The 17,982-nt window shown below is 69.3% G+C and carries 21 protein-coding genes; 14 read left to right on the top strand and 7 right to left on the bottom strand.

All coding sequences use genetic code 11. The features are described from left to right. The 10 genes from uvrB to J7495_RS09725 form a co-directional block, all read left to right on the top strand. The coding region (gene uvrB, locus J7495_RS09770; RefSeq protein ID WP_294056295.1) for an excinuclease ABC subunit UvrB at positions 1-1,688 on the top strand (1,688 nt) is incomplete at its 5' end. Between the two features lie 89 nt (positions 1,689-1,777). After that, on the top strand, positions 1,778-1,972 hold the full coding sequence (locus J7495_RS09765) for a hypothetical protein (protein ID WP_294056294.1): 195 nt from the start codon (positions 1,778-1,780) through the stop codon (positions 1,970-1,972). Beyond that, the gene (locus J7495_RS09760) at positions 1,950-2,372 is read left to right on the top strand and encodes a HigA family addiction module antitoxin (RefSeq protein WP_294056293.1); all 423 of its coding nucleotides are present in this window, start codon (positions 1,950-1,952) and stop codon (positions 2,370-2,372) included. The genes J7495_RS09765 and J7495_RS09760 overlap by 23 nt, the downstream gene beginning before the upstream one ends. A 213-nt stretch (positions 2,373-2,585) precedes the next feature. Continuing rightward, positions 2,586-3,077, top strand: a complete 492-nt coding sequence (locus J7495_RS09755; RefSeq protein WP_294056292.1) for a DUF2262 domain-containing protein — start codon at positions 2,586-2,588, stop codon at positions 3,075-3,077. A 116-nt stretch (positions 3,078-3,193) separates the two neighbouring features. Further along, entirely contained in the window at positions 3,194-4,255 is a 1,062-nt protein-coding gene (locus tag J7495_RS09750; RefSeq protein ID WP_294056291.1) for a glycoside hydrolase family 5 protein, read from the top strand. Between the two features lie 11 nt (positions 4,256-4,266). After that, the gene (locus J7495_RS09745; protein WP_294056290.1) at positions 4,267-5,400 is read left to right on the top strand and encodes a glycoside hydrolase family 5 protein; all 1,134 of its coding nucleotides are present in this window, start codon (positions 4,267-4,269) and stop codon (positions 5,398-5,400) included. A gap of 393 nt (positions 5,401-5,793) precedes the next feature. Continuing rightward, positions 5,794-6,213, top strand: coding sequence for a hypothetical protein (locus tag J7495_RS09740; protein WP_294056289.1), 420 nt, complete (start codon positions 5,794-5,796; stop codon positions 6,211-6,213). Positions 6,214-6,266: 53 nt separating this feature from the next. Next, a complete protein-coding gene (locus J7495_RS09735; protein WP_294056288.1) occupies positions 6,267-6,836 on the top strand; it encodes a hypothetical protein in 570 nt (189 codons plus the stop codon). Positions 6,837-6,877: 41 nt separating this feature from the next. Then, positions 6,878-7,027, top strand: a complete 150-nt coding sequence (locus tag J7495_RS09730; protein WP_294056287.1) for a hypothetical protein — start codon at positions 6,878-6,880, stop codon at positions 7,025-7,027. Between the two features lie 459 nt (positions 7,028-7,486). Then, positions 7,487-7,612 (top strand): hypothetical protein, encoded by a 126-nt coding sequence (locus J7495_RS09725; RefSeq protein ID WP_294056286.1) that lies wholly within the window; start codon positions 7,487-7,489, stop codon positions 7,610-7,612. 5 nt (positions 7,613-7,617) lie between these two features. Here the strand turns inward: J7495_RS09725 and J7495_RS09720 are convergent, their stop codons facing one another. From J7495_RS09720 to mutS, 5 genes are all read right to left on the bottom strand, one after another. After that, a complete protein-coding gene (locus J7495_RS09720) occupies positions 7,618-7,962 on the bottom strand; it encodes a PilZ domain-containing protein (protein ID WP_294056285.1) in 345 nt (114 codons plus the stop codon). Positions 7,963-8,115: 153 nt separating this feature from the next. Continuing rightward, the gene (locus tag J7495_RS09715) at positions 8,116-9,045 is read right to left on the bottom strand and encodes a glutaminase (RefSeq protein ID WP_294056284.1); all 930 of its coding nucleotides are present in this window, start codon (positions 9,043-9,045) and stop codon (positions 8,116-8,118) included. Between the two features lie 49 nt (positions 9,046-9,094). Continuing rightward, positions 9,095-9,370 carry a hypothetical protein gene (locus J7495_RS09710; protein ID WP_294056283.1) on the bottom strand — a complete coding sequence of 92 codons (276 nt, stop codon included), beginning with the start codon at positions 9,368-9,370 and terminating at the stop codon, positions 9,095-9,097. Continuing rightward, the gene (locus J7495_RS09705) at positions 9,367-9,747 is read right to left on the bottom strand and encodes a hypothetical protein (protein WP_294056282.1); all 381 of its coding nucleotides are present in this window, start codon (positions 9,745-9,747) and stop codon (positions 9,367-9,369) included. The genes J7495_RS09710 and J7495_RS09705 overlap by 4 nt, the downstream gene beginning before the upstream one ends. After that, a complete protein-coding gene (mutS, locus tag J7495_RS09700) occupies positions 9,744-12,320 on the bottom strand; it encodes a DNA mismatch repair protein MutS (RefSeq protein ID WP_294056303.1) in 2,577 nt (858 codons plus the stop codon). The genes J7495_RS09705 and mutS overlap by 4 nt, the downstream gene beginning before the upstream one ends. A gap of 275 nt (positions 12,321-12,595) precedes the next feature. On the opposite strand from mutS, the gene J7495_RS09695 reads away from it, so the two are divergent. The 4 genes from J7495_RS09695 (at position 12,596) to J7495_RS09680 (ending at position 15,994) form a co-directional block, all read left to right on the top strand. Beyond that, the gene (locus J7495_RS09695) at positions 12,596-12,961 is read left to right on the top strand and encodes a hypothetical protein (protein ID WP_294056281.1); all 366 of its coding nucleotides are present in this window, start codon (positions 12,596-12,598) and stop codon (positions 12,959-12,961) included. A gap of 1 nt (position 12,962) precedes the next feature. After that, complete coding sequence (locus J7495_RS09690) at positions 12,963-13,238, top strand: hypothetical protein (RefSeq protein WP_294056280.1); 276 nt, start codon at positions 12,963-12,965, stop codon at positions 13,236-13,238. A 94-nt stretch (positions 13,239-13,332) separates the two neighbouring features. Further along, the gene (locus tag J7495_RS09685) at positions 13,333-15,591 is read left to right on the top strand and encodes an NADP-dependent malic enzyme (RefSeq protein WP_294056279.1); all 2,259 of its coding nucleotides are present in this window, start codon (positions 13,333-13,335) and stop codon (positions 15,589-15,591) included. A 55-nt stretch (positions 15,592-15,646) separates the two neighbouring features. Then, entirely contained in the window at positions 15,647-15,994 is a 348-nt protein-coding gene (locus J7495_RS09680) for a hypothetical protein (RefSeq protein ID WP_294056278.1), read from the top strand. Positions 15,995-15,997: 3 nt separating this feature from the next. Here J7495_RS09680 and J7495_RS09675 read toward each other — a convergent pair whose 3' ends face one another. Next, positions 15,998-16,786, bottom strand: coding sequence for an SDR family oxidoreductase (locus tag J7495_RS09675; protein ID WP_294056277.1), 789 nt, complete (start codon positions 16,784-16,786; stop codon positions 15,998-16,000). Positions 16,787-16,788: 2 nt separating this feature from the next. After that, positions 16,789-17,949: an acyl-CoA dehydrogenase family protein gene (locus J7495_RS09670; protein WP_294056276.1), complete on the bottom strand. Its 1,161-nt coding sequence runs from the start codon at positions 17,947-17,949 to the stop codon at positions 16,789-16,791. Positions 17,950-17,982: the final 33 nt, after the last annotated feature.

The following is a 17,982-nucleotide window of genomic DNA, read 5'->3' as shown; positions in this document are numbered from 1 at the left end:
TCGTGGTCGCCTCGGTCAGCTGCATCTACGGCATCGGCTCGGTCGAGACCTATACGGCGATGACGTTCGACCTGTCGGTCGGCGAGATCGTCGACGAGCGGCGGCTGATGGCCGACCTCGTGGCCCTTCAGTACAAGCGCAACGACGCGGCCTTCACGCGCGGGACCTTCCGCCGGCGCGGCGACGTGATCGAGATCTTCCCGGCCCACTACGAGGACCGCGCCTGGCGCGTCTCGATGTTCGGCGAGGAGATCGAGTCGATCACCGAGTTCGATCCCTTGACCGGCAGCAAGGTCGCGAGCCTCGACCATGTCCGCGTCTTCGCCAATTCGCACTATGTGACGCCGGGGCCGACGCTCAAGCAGGCGATGGAGGGAATCCGCCACGAGCTCACCGAGCGGCTGAAGGAGCTCGAGGCCGAGGGCAAGCTGCTCGAGCACCAGCGGCTGGAGCAGCGCACCAACTTCGACCTCGAGATGATCGCGGCGACGGGCTCGTGCGCCGGCATCGAGAACTACTCGCGCTTCCTCACCGGCCGTCTGCCCGGCGAGCCGCCCCCGACGCTGTTCGAATATCTGCCCGAGAATGCGCTGCTCTTCGTCGACGAGAGCCACCAGACGATCGGCCAGATCAACGGCATGTCGCGCGGCGACCACAAGCGCAAGATCACGCTCGCCGAATATGGCTTCCGCCTGCCGAGCGCGATCGACAACCGACCGCTGCGCTTCAACGAATGGGACGCGATGCGCCCGCAGACCACCTATGTCTCGGCGACCCCGGGGACGTGGGAGCTCGAGCAGTCGGGCGGCGTGTTCGTCGAGCAGGTGATCCGCCCGACCGGGCTGATCGATCCCCCGGTCGAGATCAAGCCGGTCGAGGAGCAGGTCCAGGACCTGATCCAGGAGTGCAAGAAGACCACCGCGCTCGGCTATCGCACGCTCGTCACCACGCTCACCAAGCGCATGGCCGAGGACCTGACCGAGTATATGCACGAGGCGGGGGTGAAGGTCCGCTACATGCATTCCGACACCGAGACGCTGGAGCGCATCGAGCTGATCCGCGACTTGCGGATGGGCGTGTTCGACGTGCTGGTGGGCATCAACCTGCTGCGCGAGGGGCTCGACATTCCCGAGTGCGGCCTCGTCGCGATCCTCGATGCCGACAAGGAGGGCTTCCTGCGCTCGGAGACGTCGCTGATCCAGACGATCGGCCGCGCCGCGCGCAACGTCGAGGGCCGCGTGATCCTCTATGCCGACCGGATGACCGGCTCGATGGAGCGCGCCTTGGCCGAGACGGGGCGGCGGCGCGAGAAGCAGGAGGCGTACAACGCCGAGCACGGCATCACGCCCGAGACCGTGAAGAAGCAGATCGGCGACATCATCGCGCATGTGGCGAGCAAGGACCAGGTGACGGTCGAGATCGACGCGGATCGCCCGCACATGGTGGGGCATAACCTGCGCGCGTACATCGAGGATCTGGAGAAGGCGATGCGCGAGGCGGCGTCGAACCTCGAGTTCGAGGAAGCCGGGCGGCTGCGCGACCAGATCCGGGCGCTGGAGGCGGAGGAGCTCGGGCTGCCGGCGGGCGAGCACAAGGCGCCGGTGATGGGGCGGTCGAACGAAGGCAAGCCGGGGACGCGGAAGACGCGGTTCGGGAAGACGCAGCGGAAGTTCGGGGGGCGGGGGTGAGGCCGCAAACTGGTACGTGCCTAGGTTATGCGACTGACGGCGGTAACGATGAGGTCAATCGGCGTTAATTGTGGGACATGGAGAAAGCCATGATCCTGAGCTTCGCCGACAAGGAAACCGAACGCCTCGCGCTCGGCATCCGCAGTCGCAAGCTTCCGCCCGAGAGCCAGCCCAAGGCGATGCGGCTGCTGCGCGAGATGAAGGTACTCTCGGACTGGACGCAGCTTCGCGTCCCGCCCGGTAACGATCTTCATGCCTTGCATGGCGACCGGGCGGGCCAATAGGCTATCAGGATCAATCGTCAGTGGCGGATCGTCTTCACGCCACGCGACGGAGCAACGGCGGATGTCGAAGTCACCGATTATCACTGATGGCGCCTGGTCTGCCGATCCCGCGGATTGGCTGGAGAATCCGCACGCGGGCGAGATGCTGAAGCTCGAGTTCCTCGATCCGCTCGAGATGAGCGCGAACGATCTGGCAGCAAGCATCGGAGTTGATGCCGCGCGCATCGCGGATGTGATCGAAGGCCGGCCAACAATCGACGCCGAGCTCGACCTGCGGCTCTCGCGTTATTTCGGCATGTCCGAAGGCTTCTTCCTGCGGCTCCAGAATGAATATGAATTGCTCGAAGCCAAGCGCGCCTTGAATGGCGCGCTGGACCGGATCGTCCCTCGCGCGGCCTGACATCCTTCGATACCGGCTAGAAACACCGTCATTCCGGCGAAAGCCGGGACCCAGGACCAGGGGCGATGTCCTCTGCAACCCTGGGTCCCGGCTTCGCCGGGATGACGGTTGGGCGTCGGGATGGCCGCTGGACTCTTTCGGATAGTCCCCTTGCCTCCCGCCCCGAACTGACCGAACATCCCGCCAAGCCCATTCGCGGGAGTCCGCACCGGTATGCGCAACCTCATCACCAGCGTCATCGATGCCGTCACCCAGCGCGAGCCTCGCCCGCCGCTGCCGCCGCCGTGCGAGATCGACGACCCCGTCGTCGGCTGCTTCCGGCTCCAGCGCGCGCAAGGCTGGTTCCAGCAGGACCGGCGCGTCGCCGACGGGCGGATCGTGCGCGTCATCCTCCATGCCGTCGACAAGCCCGGCGCCGAAGCGATCCTGCCCGATGCGCGCGATTTCCAGCACCATCTCGACACCTGGCTGGACCGGATGAAGGACTGCGCCGTCGCCAAGCTGATGACCGCCGCGCGCGAACATTGCGCCGATTACGGCGTGCTCGGCCCCGCCGAGTTCAAGGCCGCACTGCGCGGCCGCGCGGTCGGCTTCCATGGCGGCGGGCGCTTCGATGCCGAGTTCGACGCCGGCGAGATCTTCGGCGATCGCACCGTCTGCGTCTACGGCACGCTCGCCGAAGGGGTCACCCGGGCGGAATTCTGACCCGCAACCAGTTACCGCTAACATTCGCTTGCAATCCGTTTCCGCCGGTGCAAGCTGGCAACGTTGACAGAGGCGCTCCGCCACAGAGGGCGTCCCACGCAACGGGGAGTGGATGGATGACGGGACCGGCCCAGGCCGCGCGCCGCGTGGCGCTATCGTTGATCGCGGCCGCGACGCTGGCAGGCCCGGCCCCAGCCCAGCAGGCCAACCCCTTCGTTCCCGCCCCCGCCGCCGCGCCCACCCGGGGCACAACGCTCCGCCTCGGCAAATGCGTCAACCTCTCGAACATGTTCGACGCGCCCAGCCCCGGCGCCTGGGGCCGCGACCTCCGGGATTCGGACATCGCCAATATCGCCGCGAAGGGCTTCACCGCGGTGCGCTTCCCCGTCCGCTTCTCGGCGCACGCCCGCCAGGACGCGCCGTATACGATCGATCCCGCGTTCCTGCAGCGCGTCCGCCACATCGTCGACCTCGCCTCGTCCAAGGGCCTCGCGGTGATCGTCGACATGCATCACTATGCCGACGAGGCGCTGTTCAAGGACCCGCTCAGGGAAGCGCCGCGCTTCACGGCGATGTGGCGCCAGATCGGCGCGGCCTTCGCCGACGCGCCGCGCTCGGTCACTTTCGAGCTGATCAACGAGCCCAACGACAAGCTCGACGCCTCGAACCTGCGCCAGGTGATCGACCCCGCGCTCGCCGCGGTGCGCGAGACCAATCCGACGCGCCCGGTGGTGATCGACGGGCCGAAATGGGCGAACTTCGACGAGATGCTCAAGTTCGACTTCCCCGACGATCCCAACATCGTCCCCACCTTCCATTACTACGACCCGCAGAACGTCGGTTTCGACAAGGCGCCGTGGATGAACCCCGCGGTGCGCACCGACTTCGGCACCGCGGCCGACATCGCCGAGCTCAAGGCCTTCTCGGCGCGGATCAGGGGCTTCATCGAGCGGACCGGCCGCGTGCCCTTCGTCGGCGAGGTCGGCGCGCACGAGAGCCGGCCGGTGGCGATGCGCGCGACCTACTACAGCCTCGTCACTTCGGCGTTCGCGTCGGTGGGCGTGCAGAGCTGCGCCTGGGGCTACACCAACACCTATCACCTGTGGCGCGACGGCAGCGGCTGGGAGCCGGGCATCGCGGACGGGATGGCGACCACCGCCACCCTGCCCGCTTACTGAGGAGCAAGAACATGACCAAGCCGATGTTGCGCACGGCGGCGAGCATCGTCGCGCTGGCCCTGACTGCGTGCGGCGGCGGCGCGAGCGGCACCGGATCGAGCGGCGGCGGCGGGACGATCGTGACGCCGACACCCACCCCGACCCCGACGCCGACCCCCACGCCGACCCCCACGCCCAGCTACACCCCCGCCGCCGCGGCGCTGCCGACCACGGGCGTGCACGTGCCGCTCGGCAAATGCGTCAACATGGGCAACATGCTGGAAGCGCAGCCAAACGAGGGCAGCTGGGGCCGGGCGATCCAGGACAGCGACTTCGCGACGATCAAGGCCGCGGGCTTCGCGACGATCCGCCTGCCCGTGTGGTTCTCGGGGCATGCGCTGTCGGCGGCGCCCTATACGATCGACGCGACCTTCATGGCGCGCGTCCGCCACGTCGTCGACGGCGCCACCGCCGCCGGGCTCAACGTGCTGATCGACATGCACAATTTCGACGATCTCTTCACCGATCCGGCGGGCAATACGACGCGGCTCGCGGAGATGTGGCGGCAGATCGCGGTCGAGTTCCAGTCGCAGCCGTCCAGCGTGTGGTTCGAGCTCATCAACGAGCCGCACGGCAATCTCACCAACGCCAACCTCGTCGCGACGCTCACCCCCGCGATCACCGCGATTCGCGTCACCAACCCGACGCGCCCGATCATCATCGGCGGCGAGAATTGGAGCGGGGTGGATTCGCTCGCGACGCTCACGCTGCCGGCGGATCCTTATCTGGTGCCGACGATCCACAGCTACGACCCGTTCAACTTCACCCACCAGGGCGCGACCTGGGTGACCCCCACCCCGCCGCTCGGCACGACCTTCGGCAGCGCGAGCGACTATGCGGGGCTGAACGCCAACCTCCAGAAGGTCCGCGACTATATCACGCGCACGGGCCGGGTGCCGTTCGTCGGCGAATATGGCGCGATCGACGACACCGGCATCCCGCTCGACCAGCGCATCCTCTACTATCGGCAGATGAGCGCGGCCTATGCCTCGATCGGCATCCAGACCTGCGCCTGGGCCTATACCAACACCTTCCGGCTGCGCGACCAGAGCGGGACCTGGCTGCCGGGACTGGTCGAGGCGATCACGACCACGACGACGCCTTGAGCGCCTTTTGCCATCAATGGTGAGGCACGGTGACGGAGTGGCGTCTCTTCGACCAAAACCCACCGTCATCCCGGCGAAAGCCGGGACCCAGGGTTGCGGAGGACGTCGCTCGCGGCCCTGGGTCCCGGCTTTCGCCGGGATGACGGCTTAAGAGGCAGCGCCTCCCCCTTCCCACCTGCTTTCGACGCGCACAGCCGATGGCACGCCCAAGTTCAGGGTGGCAAATCCATCGGGGTTGTGACGCCCGTCAGGCGGAAGTTCTGGCGGGGCGCCCCACATGGTTGACGCTACCTTGCCGTCCCACCCCGTACGCACCCGCAGCGTAGAGGCCCCAAGCGACTCCCGGCGCATTATTCGTTAGGCTGCGACTCGGTTGTTCAGGGGCGTGGGCGTATGTGCTGGTTCGTCGATCTCGAAGCGGAATATCGCGAGTTCGTCGCCGAAGCGCGGCTGCTGCTCGACATCGTCGCGGTCGAGGCCGCCGATCCCGCCGCAGTCGCAGCAATCCGCTGGCAGGTCGCCCGCGCGATCTTCGCGCACCGCATCCGTGAAGGCCGCGGCGACTATGAGCTGATGCTGCCCACCGCCAGCCCCTTCACCGGGCTGCTCGCCGGCGTCTATCGCGCCGACTATCAGGCCGTGACGCTCGGCTTCGCCACCTATCTCTCCGACTGGCCGGTGGCGCGGATCGCGCGCGAATGGGACGCCTTCCGCGCCGACACCCAGGCGTTGCTCGGCGACGTCGCCAACCGCGCCAACCCCGGCGACCTCTGCACGCGCGGCGACACGCCGACCGAGCGCCGCGCCGCCTGATTTGGGCAAGATCAGCGGTTGAGCCCCCGCCGGGCTTCCCGCATAACGCCGCCATGTCGCGCGTGCCTTTGCCTGTAGCCGGTCTGATCGCCGCCGCCGCGTTGCTCGCGGGCTGCTCGGCCGTGCCCGCTCCGCCGCCCCAGCCCGCTCCCGCGCCGCTGCCGCCGCCCCGGCCCGCGCCACAACCTGCCCCGGCGCCCGCGCCGACGCCGCCCCTCGCCGCCGACTGGCGCGACTGGCCCGCGACGCAGGGCACCTGGGCCTATCGCCAGGACGCGCGCGGCAGCATCGCGCTGTTCGGCCAGGTCGGCAGCGACGCCGAGCTGACGCTGCGCTGCGACCGCGAGCGCGGCCAGCTCTACCTCGCGCGCCGCATCGCGCCGGGCACCGGCGACGCGCGGTTGATGATCCGCACCACCAGCCTTGCGCGCACGCTCGACGCCGCGGCGGTGGGCGACGGCGTCTATGCCGCCGCGACGCTGGCGACGCGCGACGCACTGCTCGATGCGATCGCCTACAGCCGCGGGCGCTTCGCGGTGGAGGGCGGCGGGCTGGCGCCGCTCGCCGTGCCCGCCTGGGCCGAGATCGGCCGCGTCGTCGAGGATTGCCGCCGCGCCGGATAGCCGGGCCGCCTCGCGCGTTGGTGCGCGCGAGGAGGTGCGACATGATCCGCAAGCTCAAGTCCGGCGAATACCGTCTCTATTCGCGCAAGACCGACCCCGACACCGGCAAGCGCCGCAACCTCGGCACCTTCGGCACCCGCGCCGCGGCCGAAAAGCACGAGCGCGAGGTGCAATATTTCAAGCACCACTGAGCCGGAGCCTCAGCAAGTGGCTGGATTTTGGCCGAAATTTCTGGAGAGACCGGCGCGACGCGGGATGGTGGCGCGCAGAACCGTGAGAGTCGCATCTATTGCGATGCAAAACAAGACTTGTTCTGCGACTCGCGCTGATTCAAGATTCATCCCGTACCCGGCGGGGTACGTTAGTCTTCAACTGGCGAAAGGAGGTGATCCGATGTCTCATGGTTCAGCAATGGGGTCGGTTCAGTTCGTTCGGGAGACGCGCCGCTGAGCTGAAGGCGCGGACGGAAGCCCTCCGTCCGTCGGGTGAGCGGGAGGTATTCTCCTCCAATCAACGCTCGCCGGCCTGCAGCAAAGCGGTCCGCATGGTCTCCCGCGCTGGAGCTTCCGGCCGCTGACCATGTCGGAGGTCGCCGGGTACCTCGGATGGGGGCCCGGCGGCCTCTTTCATTTTGTGCTACACTCGCTTCGATGATCGAATCCCCCCTTCCCGATCCCGAGCCGCCGCGCCGCATCCGCTGGGTGCGCACCATCGTGGCGGGCGTGATCCTCGGGCTGATCGGCGTGGCGATCGGGCGGCTGCTCAACCTGCACTGACCGGATCAGCGCTGCCCGTCGACGATCGGCGGGAAGGACAGCGCGAGGCCGTGGTTGCGCGCGTGCAGCCCCTCGACGAACGCCTGGGTGAGCGGCTGGGTGAAGCGCAGCCCGACGAGCATGCGGCGCACCCAGCAGACTTCGGCCTCGGCCTGGTGGCGCGCGTCGAGCTCGACGATCACATAGTCGCCGACGGTCAGCGGCTCGGCCATCAGCCCGCAGGCGCCGCCGCGCGACAGGTCCTTCAAGCGGATCTCGGAGTCGACGCCGGGCGCGCGCACGCGGAACGGCGCGCTGCGGAAGGAGTAGCGGCGCGAGGTGCGCGCATTGCTCCCGTCCGCGGGCAGCATCGCAGCACCCTCCGGCGCCGGGCTCTCCGGTCGTCCTGTGGTTCCCATCGTGCTCGGATCCCCATTCGAGCGCTAGGATGGGAGAATTGCACCGATTTGCGCATTATTGGTTAAGAAGTTCGTTTGATCTCCGTAATGACACGGAGGCGAGCCTCAATGCGGCTCGAACACCGACCAGCCGGTGCGCTGGACGAGCCGCTCGAGCGCGAGCGTGCCGAGCTGCGAATTGCCGCGCTCGTTGAGCCCCGGCGACCAGACCGCGATCGACGCGACGCCCGGCGCCACCGCGAGAATGCCCCCGCCCACGCCCGACTTGCCCGGCAGCCCGACGCGGAAGGCGAACTCGCCCGAGCCGTCGTAATGGCCGCAGGTGAGCATCAGCGCGTTGATCCGCCGCGCGCGCGCCGCCGAGACGATGTTCTGCCCCGTCTCGGGGTTGCGCCCGCCCGCCATCAGGTAGCGCCCGGCGCGCGCGAGCTGCCGGCAGCTCATCGCGAGCGCGCAATGGTGGAAATAGACGCCGAGCACGCGCTCCGCCGGATGCCGGAGGTTGCCGAAGGCGCGCATGTAGTTGGCGAGCGCGATGTTGCGGAAGCCGGTCTCGGCCTCGGCTCGCGCGACCGCTTCGTCGATGAAGATGCCGTCGTCGCCGGCGAGCGCGCGGACGAAGCGCAGCATCTCGCCGATCGCTTCGCGCGGCTCGTGGTGGCCGAGCAGGATGTCCGAGACGACGATCGCGCCGGCGTTGATGAAGGGATTGCGCGGGATGCCCTGCTCGGTCTCGAGCTGGACGATCGAGTTGAACGCGCTCCCGGAGGGCTCGCGCCCGACGCGCTGCCACAGCTGGTCGCCGACCGTGCCGAGCGCGAGGGTGAGCGCGAAGACCTTGGACACCGACTGGATCGAGAAGGGCGCCTCGGCGTCGCCGGCGAACAGCTCCTCGCCCCCCGCGGTGACGAGCGCGATCCCGAAGCGCGCCGGATCCACCGCGGCGAGCGGCGGGATGTAGCTCGCCGGCGTGCCGCGTTCGGGTGCGGCGAGCATCTCTTCGGCAATTTCGTCGACGATCGCGGCGAGGTCCATCACCGGGGGATAGCGCGGCTTCGGGCGAAAGGCACGCGGCCGCTGGGGTCTATTCCTCGCCGAACATCCTGCCGGCTGCGCGGCGCATCCGGATGCCGGCGAACACCATCCCGGCGCCCGCCGCGACGAAGAACAGGATCGCGAAAGCGAGGCCGCCCTCCGGCGCCAGTCCGCCGGACCGCCGCATGTGCACGGGTGCGCCAAAGCCGTAATGCGCGATCACCAGCGCGGCCATGAAGACCAGGAAGCACGACCCGAGGCCGATGAAACCCAGGCCGACGAGCTGGAGGTTGGCACCGGTTTCCTCGGGTTCATCCTTGCTCATGAGGGCAGCACCGCCCTCACGCGCGCCAGCAGCAGCGCGCAGCGCGCCGTCGTCGCCGGGCTATCATCCGGCTCGCGGTCGAGCAGTTCGAAAGCAAGGCGTCGCGACCCGGGCGGGAATTGCTGCCAGCTGAGGTCGATGTGCTCGACCGCGTCGCCCGTCACGCGGACGTTCCAGAAATGGCATTCGGTGCCGCTGCCGGTCGCGACCTCGCCGCGCGCGACATCGAGCTCGGGGAAATAATGCTGCACCACGCGCGAGGTCGGATAGCATTGCCCATAGGCTGGATTGCCCGGGCGGACCGCGCCGAGATAGGCGGTCTCGGCGTCCCAGCTCGCTTCGAGCGCGGCGGCGAGGCGGGCAAGCGTGACGCTCATTCCGCCGCCATCCCCTTGAGCCGGTACAGCGCCTCGAGCGCCTCGCGCGGGCTCAGCGCATCGACGTCGTAGCGCGCCAGCTCCTCGCGCAGCGCATCGACCTTCTCTTCCTCCGCTTCGGCCGCGGCGGCGAACAGCGGCAGGTCGTCGAGCCCCGCCGCGAGCCCGCCGGTCTTGGCGCGGCCGGCCTCGAGCTTGTCGAGCACCGCCTTGGCGCGCCGGATCGTCAGCGGCGGCAGCCCGGCGAGCCGCGCCACCGCCAGGCCGTAGCTGCGATCGGCCGGCCCCTCGGCGACTTCGTGGAGCAGCACGAGGTCGCCCTTCCACTCGCGCGCGCGGACATGGTGGAGCGACAGCGCGTCGCAGCGCTCGGCGAGGCGCGTGAGCTCGTGATAGTGCGTCGCGAACAGGCAACGGCAGCGGTTCTCCTCATGGATCGCCTCGACCACCGCCCAGGCGATCGCGAGCCCGTCATAGGTCGAGGTGCCGCGGCCGACCTCGTCGAGGATCACGAAGCTGCGCGGCGTCGCCTGCGCGAGGATCGCCGCGGTCTCGACCATCTCGACCATGAAGGTCGAGCGGCCGCGCGCGAGGTTGTCCGAGGCGCCGACGCGGCTGAACAGGCGGTCGACCAGCCCCAGCCGCGCGCGCGCCGCGGGGACGTAGCTGCCCGCCTGGGCGAGCACCGCGATGAGGGCATTCTGGCGGAGGAAGGTCGACTTGCCCCCCATGTTGGGGCCGGTCACCAGCCAGAGCCGCGAGGTCTCGGAGAGGATGCAGTCGTTGGCGACGAACCGCCCGCCCGAGCGCGCGATCGCTTCTTCGACGACCGGATGCCGCCCGCCCTCGACTTCGAAACACGCATGGTCGACGAGCCCCGGCCGCGCCCAGCCGCCCTCCGCGGCGCGCTCGGCGAGCGCGGCGGCGACGTCGATCCGCGCGAGCGCATCGGCGGTGCGGGCGATCGGCTCCGAACGCGCCAGCGCCTGGGTGGTCAGCTCCTCGAGGTGCGCGGCCTCGGCGGCGAGCGCGTGCGCGCCGGCCTGGGTGACCTTGATCGCCAGCTCGTGCAGCTCGGGCGCGTTGAAGCGCACCACGCCGGCGAGCGTCTGGCGATGCGCGAAGCCGCTGTCGGCCGCCATCAGCGGGTCGGCGTTCCTGGCGGGGACTTCGATATGATAGCCGAGCACGCCGTTGTGGCGGATCTTGAGGCTCTGGGTGCCGGTGCGCGCGCGATACTCGGCCTCGAGCGCGGCGATCGCGCGGCGGCCGCCCGCGCCGGTGTCGCGCAGATCGTCGAGCGCGGCGTCATAGCCCTCGGCGATGTAGCCGCCGTTCGCGGCGTCGACCGGCGGCTCGGGGACGAGCGCGCGGGCGAGCAGGTCGATCAGCGCGCCATGCCCCTGGAGCTGCGGGGCAAGCTCGCGCAGCAAGGGCGGCGCGGTCTCCATCCCCGCGAGCCGGTCGCCGAGCCGCCACGCGCCGTCGAGCCCGTCGCGAAGCTGGCCGAGGTCGCGCGGGCCGCCGCGCCCCGCCGCGAGCCGGCCGAGCGCGCGGCCAATGTCGGGGAGCGCGCGCAATTTGCTGCGCAGCATCTCGCGCGTGCCGGCGTCGTCGTGGAAATGCTGGACGAGGTCGAGCCGCGCCTCGATCGCTGCCCGGTCCATCAGCGGCGCGGAAAGGTCGGCGCCGAGCAGCCGCGCGCCCGCGCCGGTGACGGTGCGGTCGATCGCATCGAGCAGGCTGCCCTTGCGCTGCCCGGCCTGGCTGACGGTGAGCTCGAGGCTCTCGCGCGTCGCCGCGTCGATCGCCATGCAGGCGTCGGTGCGGCGCACGCGCGGCGGGCGGACAAGCGGCAGCGAGCCGCGCGCGGTATGCTCGACATAGGCGAGCAGCCCGCCCGCCGCCGCCAGCGCCGCGCGCGAGAATTGCCCGAAGCCGTCGAGCGTCGCGACGCCGTGGAGCGCCTTCAATCGCGCCTCGCCGCCCGCGCTGTCGAAGTCGATCCGGGGGCGCAGCACGGTCGCGGCCTCGGCGAAGGCCGAGGCTTCGGACGCCACCACCTCGGCCGGGTTGAGCCGCGCCAGTTCGGCGCCTAGCGCGGCGGCGTCGGTCTCGATCAGTTCGAAGCGCCCGGTCGAGATGTCGGCGCAGGCGATCGCCACGCTCCCGCTCGCCTCGCCCACCGCGACGCACCAGTTGGCGGTGCGGCTGTCGAGCAGCGCCTCCTCGGTGAGCGTCCCCGCGGTCACCAGCCGGACGATCGCGCGCATCACCAGCGCCTTGGAGCCCGCGCGCTTCTTCGCCTGTTCGGGGGTCTCGATCTGGTCGGCGATCGCCACCCGATGCCCGGCCTTGATGAGGCGCGCGAGATAGCCCTCCATCGCATGCGCGGGCACGCCGCACATCGGGATCCTGTCGCCGTCATGCTCGCCGCGCGCGGTGAGCGCGATGTCGAGCACGGCGCTGGCGATCTTCGCATCGTCGAAGAACAGCTCGAAGAAGTCGCCCATCCGGTAGAAGAGCAGGCAGTCGCCCGCCTCGGCCTTCAGCGCGAGATATTGCGCCATCATGGGCGTGGGGGCGGCACTCGAATCAGCCATCGGCAGCGGTTAGCGTAAGCGAGGGGCGGCCTCCAGAGCGATACCGCCGGTCAGTTCCCCTTGCCACCATCCCGATCCCGATCCCCACCACCGTCATCCCGGCGAAAGCCGGGACCCAGGGCAGCAAGCCATATTGCCCGTGGCCCTGGGTCCCGGCTTTCGCCGGGATGACGGTTGAAGATCGTTGCAATGTAGGATTTCGCATGTTCCCGCTTCGTTCCTATCCGAACGGGGAGCCGAAGCCAATGCCGACCTTCACCCTGCGCACGGCGAGCATCGCAACTGCGGTGCTCGCCGGCCTCGCGCTGCTGCTGTTCGCGGCGCTGCTGGTCACGCGGAGCACGCTCGCGCGCCGCACTGCCGAGCGCGACACGGCGATCGCGTCGCTCGCCACCTGCAAGGCCGCAGTCGCGAACCAGAACGATGCGATCGAAGCGCTCGGCAAGGCCGGCGAAGCGCAGCGCCAGGCCGCCGAACGCGCGCTCGCGGCCGCACGGGACAAGGCAGCGAACAGCCCGGCGGTCCGCGCGCTCGAACACTCGGCGCGCGCGCCCACCGCGGTCGGCTGCGCTACCTCGAGCGCGTTCAAACAGGCGGTGGGGGACCTCTGACATGGGCGATGTTCGCAACCTTTCCGCCCTCGCCCCGCTCCTCCTCGCCGCCTGCTCGACCGCGACCCAGCCGCCGCGCATCGTCGAAGTGCCCGTTCCGGTCGCCTGCCTGCCCGCCGCGAAAATCCCCGATCCACCGCGCTTCGACGCCGTCGCGCTCACCGGCAACGCCGTCCACGACCTCGACCTGGTGACCGCGCACGCGCTCCGCCTGCGCGCCTGGGGCGAGGGACTCCATGCCGCGCTCGTCGCATGCGCAGCATCGCCGGTGCGCTGAACCCGAAGTCACTCCCTGGGAATTGAACCTGAATCGGGTTCCCTTGGGCCGAGCGCTCTCCTAATAGCGGGAGCGTTCGCCCAGGAGATCCCCATTGTCCGAAGACGCCACCGTCCAATTCTCCGATCGCGAGGCGCTGCTCTACCACTCCGAAGGGCGGCCCGGTAAGATCGAGATCGTCGCCTCCAAGCCGATGGCGACGCAGCGCGACCTGGCGCTGGCCTATTCGCCCGGCGTCGCAGTGCCGGTGCGCGCGATCGCCGAGAACCCGGCGACGGCATACGACTATACCGCCAAGGGCAACCTCGTCGCGGTCGTCTCGAACGGCACCGCGATCCTGGGGCTGGGCAACCTCGGCGCGCTGGCGTCCAAGCCAGTGATGGAAGGCAAGGCCGTCCTCTTCAAGCGCTTCGCCGACGTCGACTCGATCGACCTCGAAGTGAACACCGAGCATGTCGAGCGCTTCATCGACGCGGTGTCGCTGCTCGAGCCGAGCTTCGGCGGGATCAATCTCGAGGACATCAAGTCCCCCGAATGCTTCGTGATCGAGCAGACGCTCCGCGAGCGGATGAAGATCCCGGTCTTCCACGACGACCAGCACGGCACCGCGATCATCGCCGCCGCGGGGCTGATCAACGCGCTCCACCTCACCGGCCGCGACATCAAGCAGACCCGGGTGGTGATGCTCGGCGCCGGCGCCGCCGCGATCGCCTGCGCCGAGCTGATCAAGGCGATGGGCCTGCCGCACGACAATCTGCTGATGCTCGACCTGCAGGGCGTGATCTATCAGGGCCGAGCCGAGAGCATGAACCAGTGGAAGTCGGCGCACGCGGTCAACACGACCAAGCGCACGCTGGCCGAGGCGCTCGACGGCGCCGACGTGTTCCTCGGGCTCGCCTCGGCCAATTCGCTGGCGCCCGAGCTGCTCGCCAAGATGGCGCCCAAGCCGATCATCTTCGCGATGGCAAACCCCGATCCCGAGATCAGCCCGCCGGTCGCCAAGGCGGCGCGCCCCGACGCCATCATCGCCACCGGCCGCTCGGACTATCCGAACCAGGTCAACAACGTCCTCGGCTTCCCCTTCATCTTCCGCGGCGCGCTCGACGTGCGCGCGACGACGATCAACGACGAGATGAAGATCGCCGCGGCGAACGCGCTCGCCGAGCTCGCGCGCCAGCAGGTGCCCGAGGAAGTCGCCGCAGCGTACGGCGTGCAGCACAGCTTCGGCCCCGACTATATCATCCCCGCGCCCTTCGATCCGCGGCTGATGGAGATCGTCCCCGCCGCGGTCGCCCAGGCGGCGATGGATTCGGGCGTGGCGACCAAGCCGATCGACGACATGGACGCCTATCGGCAGGAGCTGCGCGCGCGGCTCAACCCGACGACATCGGTGCTCACCCTCGCCTATGAAGGCGCGCGCGCGCATCCCAAGCGGGTGATCTTCGCCGAGGCCGAGGAGGAAGTCGTGCTGCGCGCCGCGATCGCCTTCAAGGAAGGCGGCTATGGCACGCCGGTGCTCGTCGGCCGCGAGAGCGTGCTCGATCGCCTGCGCCGGCTCGGCGCCAATCCGGATGAGTATGAGCTCCACAACAGCGTCAACTCGCCACTGGTGCCGGGCATGGTCGACCTGCTCTACGGCCGGCTCCAGCGCCGCGGCTACCTCCGCCGCGACTGCGAGCGCATGGTCAACCGCGACCGCAACATCTTCGGCACGCTGCTGCTCCGCATGGGCCAGGCCGATGCGCTGATCACCGGCGTGACGCGCACCTGGGCCGAGTCGATGCGCCAGGTCCGCCGCGTGCTCGATCCCGCCGAGGGCCGCACGCCCTTCGGCATCCATCTGATGGTCGGCCAGTCGCACACCGTGTTCATCGCCGACACGACGGTGAACGAGCGCCCGACCGCCGAGGAACTCGCCGACATCGCCGAGGGCACCGCGACGGTGGCGCGGCGCATGGGCCATGAGCCGCGCGTCGCTTTCCTCAGCTATTCGACCTTCGGCAACCCCGAGGGCCGCTGGCTCGACAATGTCCGCGGCGCGGTGAAGATCCTCGACGAGCGCGATCCGGGCTTCGAGTACGAAGGCGAGATGGCGCCCGACGTGGCGCTCAACCCCAGGCAGCTCGCGCTCTATCCCTTCGCGCGGCTCTCGGGCCCCGCGAACGTGCTGATCATGCCGGGGCTCCAGTCGGCGAACATCTCGGCGAAGCTGCTGCGCGAGCTCGGTGGCGATTCGACGATCGGCCCGATGCTGATCGGCATGGAGAAGCCCGTGCAGATCGCGCCGATGACCGCGACCGCGAGCGAGCTGGTGACGCTGGCGGTGCTCGCCGCGGGCGGGATCGCGCGATAGCGTCGATGGACCTTGCTGCGCTCGTGGGGAAGGCGGCAGCGCCAGCCGTCGCCCCATGAGCGCCGGGCCGGATCCCATCGACCCGGACGAGGTCTTCGACGTCGAAGCGGATTTCGGCAGCTACGGCCTGATCGTCTCGCTGATCTGCATTGCCGCGCTTGGCGCGTGGTTCGTCGTCTCGCTGCTGCTGAGCGCGCTTCGGGCGCCGGAATGGGTCAGCACGCTGGTCATCGTGCTCCTCTGCACCATCCCCTATGCGGCATTCTTCCGCTGGACCTGGGACAAGCCCGCGATCCGTATGCCAGGCGGCAAGGTGCCGCGCCGCCGCCGGGCGCGGCGGCTGGCGCTGCAACTCTGGGTGGTGATGTTCGTCGTGATCCTGGTGCGGATCGTCACCGCCTGAGCCTCACCCGTCGATCGACACCCCCAGCGAGGCATTGACCAGCCCGCCGTCCACCGTCAGCGTCTCGCCCACCACATAGTCGCCCGCGCGGCTGGCGAGGTAGATCGCCGCGCCGGCCATGTCCTCGTCGACGCCGATCCGGCCCGAGGGGATGCGCTGGGCGACCGCATCGCCATGGTCGCGCGCGGCCTTGTTCATCTGGCTCGGGAAGGCGCCGGGCGCGAGCGAGGTCACCACGATCTGGTCCTGGATCAGCCGCGCCGCCATCCGCCGCGTCAGATGGATCAGCGCCGCCTTCGACGCCTGGTAGCTATAGGTCTCCCAGGGATTGACCCTCTGCCCGTCGATCGAGGTGATGTTGATCACCTTGGCCGGCCGCGCCATCGACGCGCCCGCCTTGAGCAGCCCGTGCAGCGCCTGCGTCAGGAAGAAGGGCGACTTGACGTTGAGGTCCATCACCTTGTCCCAGCCGCTCTCGGGGAATTCGTCGAAGGGCACGCCCCAGGCGGCGCCGGCATTGTTGACCAGGATGTCGAGCCTGGACTCGCGCTCGGCCACCGCCGCCGCCAGCGCCTTGCAGCCCTCGACCGTCGACACGTCCATCGGGATCGCGACGCACATCGAGCCGAGCTCGGCCGCGACTTCCTCGCACGCCTCGGCCTTGCGCGACGAGACATAGACCTTGGCGCCCGAGGCGACGAACCCGGCGGCGATCATCCGCCCGATCCCGCGCGAGCCTCCGGTGACCAGCGCGACGCGGCCGTCGAGCCGGAACAGACTGTCGATATCCAAAATCATCCTCCCCGTTTGATGGTTTCGCGCGCGATGATCAGCTGCTGGATCTGGCTGGTGCCTTCGTAGATCCGGAACAGCCGGACATCGCGGTAGAGCCGTTCGATGCCGTAATCGGCGATATAGCCCGCGCCGCCGAAGACCTGCACGGCACGATCGGCGACGCGGCCGACCATCTCGCTGGCGAAATATTTCGCCGCGGCGGCTTCCATCGTGGTGTTCTCGCCGGCGTCCTTGCGTATCGCGGTCTCGAGCACCAGCGCGCGCGCGGCCAAGGCCTCGGTCTTCGAATCGGCGATCATCGCCTGGATCAGCTGGTGCTCGGCGATCGGCTTGCCGAACTGCTTGCGCTGGCTCGCATAGGCGACGCAATCGGCGATCAGCCGCTCGGCCACGCCGATGCACACCGCCGAGATGTGCAGCCGCCCGCGGTCGAGCACCTGCATCGCCACCTTGAACCCCTGCCCCTCCTCGCCGAGCCGCAGCGACGTCGGCACCGGCACCTCCTCGAAGAGCACGTCCGCCACCTTGGCGCCCTTCTGGCCCATCTTCTTCTCGGGCTCGCCGATGCTGAGTCCCGGCAGGTCGCGCGGAACGAGGAAGGCCGAGACGCCGCGCCCGCCGGGCTCGTCGCCGGTGCGCGCCATCACGGTGAAGACATGCGCCTTGTCGGCATTGGTGATGAAGCGCTTGGTGCCGGAGATCCGATAGACATCGGCGCCATTCTCGTCTTTGGCCTTCACCGCGCGCGTCTTCACCGCGCCCGAATCGGAGCCGACGTCGGGCTCGGTGAGCGCGAAGCTGGCGATCACCTCGCCGCTCGCGATCCGCGGCAGCCATTCGGCCTTCTGCTTGTCGGTGCCCGCCATCACCAGCCCCTGCGAGCCGATCCCGACATTCGTGCCGAAGGTCGAGCGGAACGCCGGCGTGGTCCGCCCCAGCTCGATCGCGACGAGGCATTCCTCGCGCATCGTGAGGCCAAGCCCACCATATTCGGGCGCGATCGACAGGCCGAACAGCCCGAGCGCCTTCATCTCCTCGACGACATCCTCGGGGATCGCATCGGCTGCCTCGACCTCGGCCTCGAGCGGGCGGAGGCGTTCGCTCACGAAGCGGCGGATCGTGTCGATCAATGCCTCGAAGACTTCCGCGTCGAGCGCCATGCCTCTCCGTCCCTCGACTTCCATTCCGCTGGT

It is taken from the genome of Sphingomonas sp. (assembly GCF_017745215.1).
GTDB lineage: Bacteria > Pseudomonadota > Alphaproteobacteria > Sphingomonadales > Sphingomonadaceae > Sphingomonas.
The sequence above is the reverse complement of the archived record's forward strand: the minus strand, read 5'-3'. Positions and strand labels throughout refer to the sequence as shown.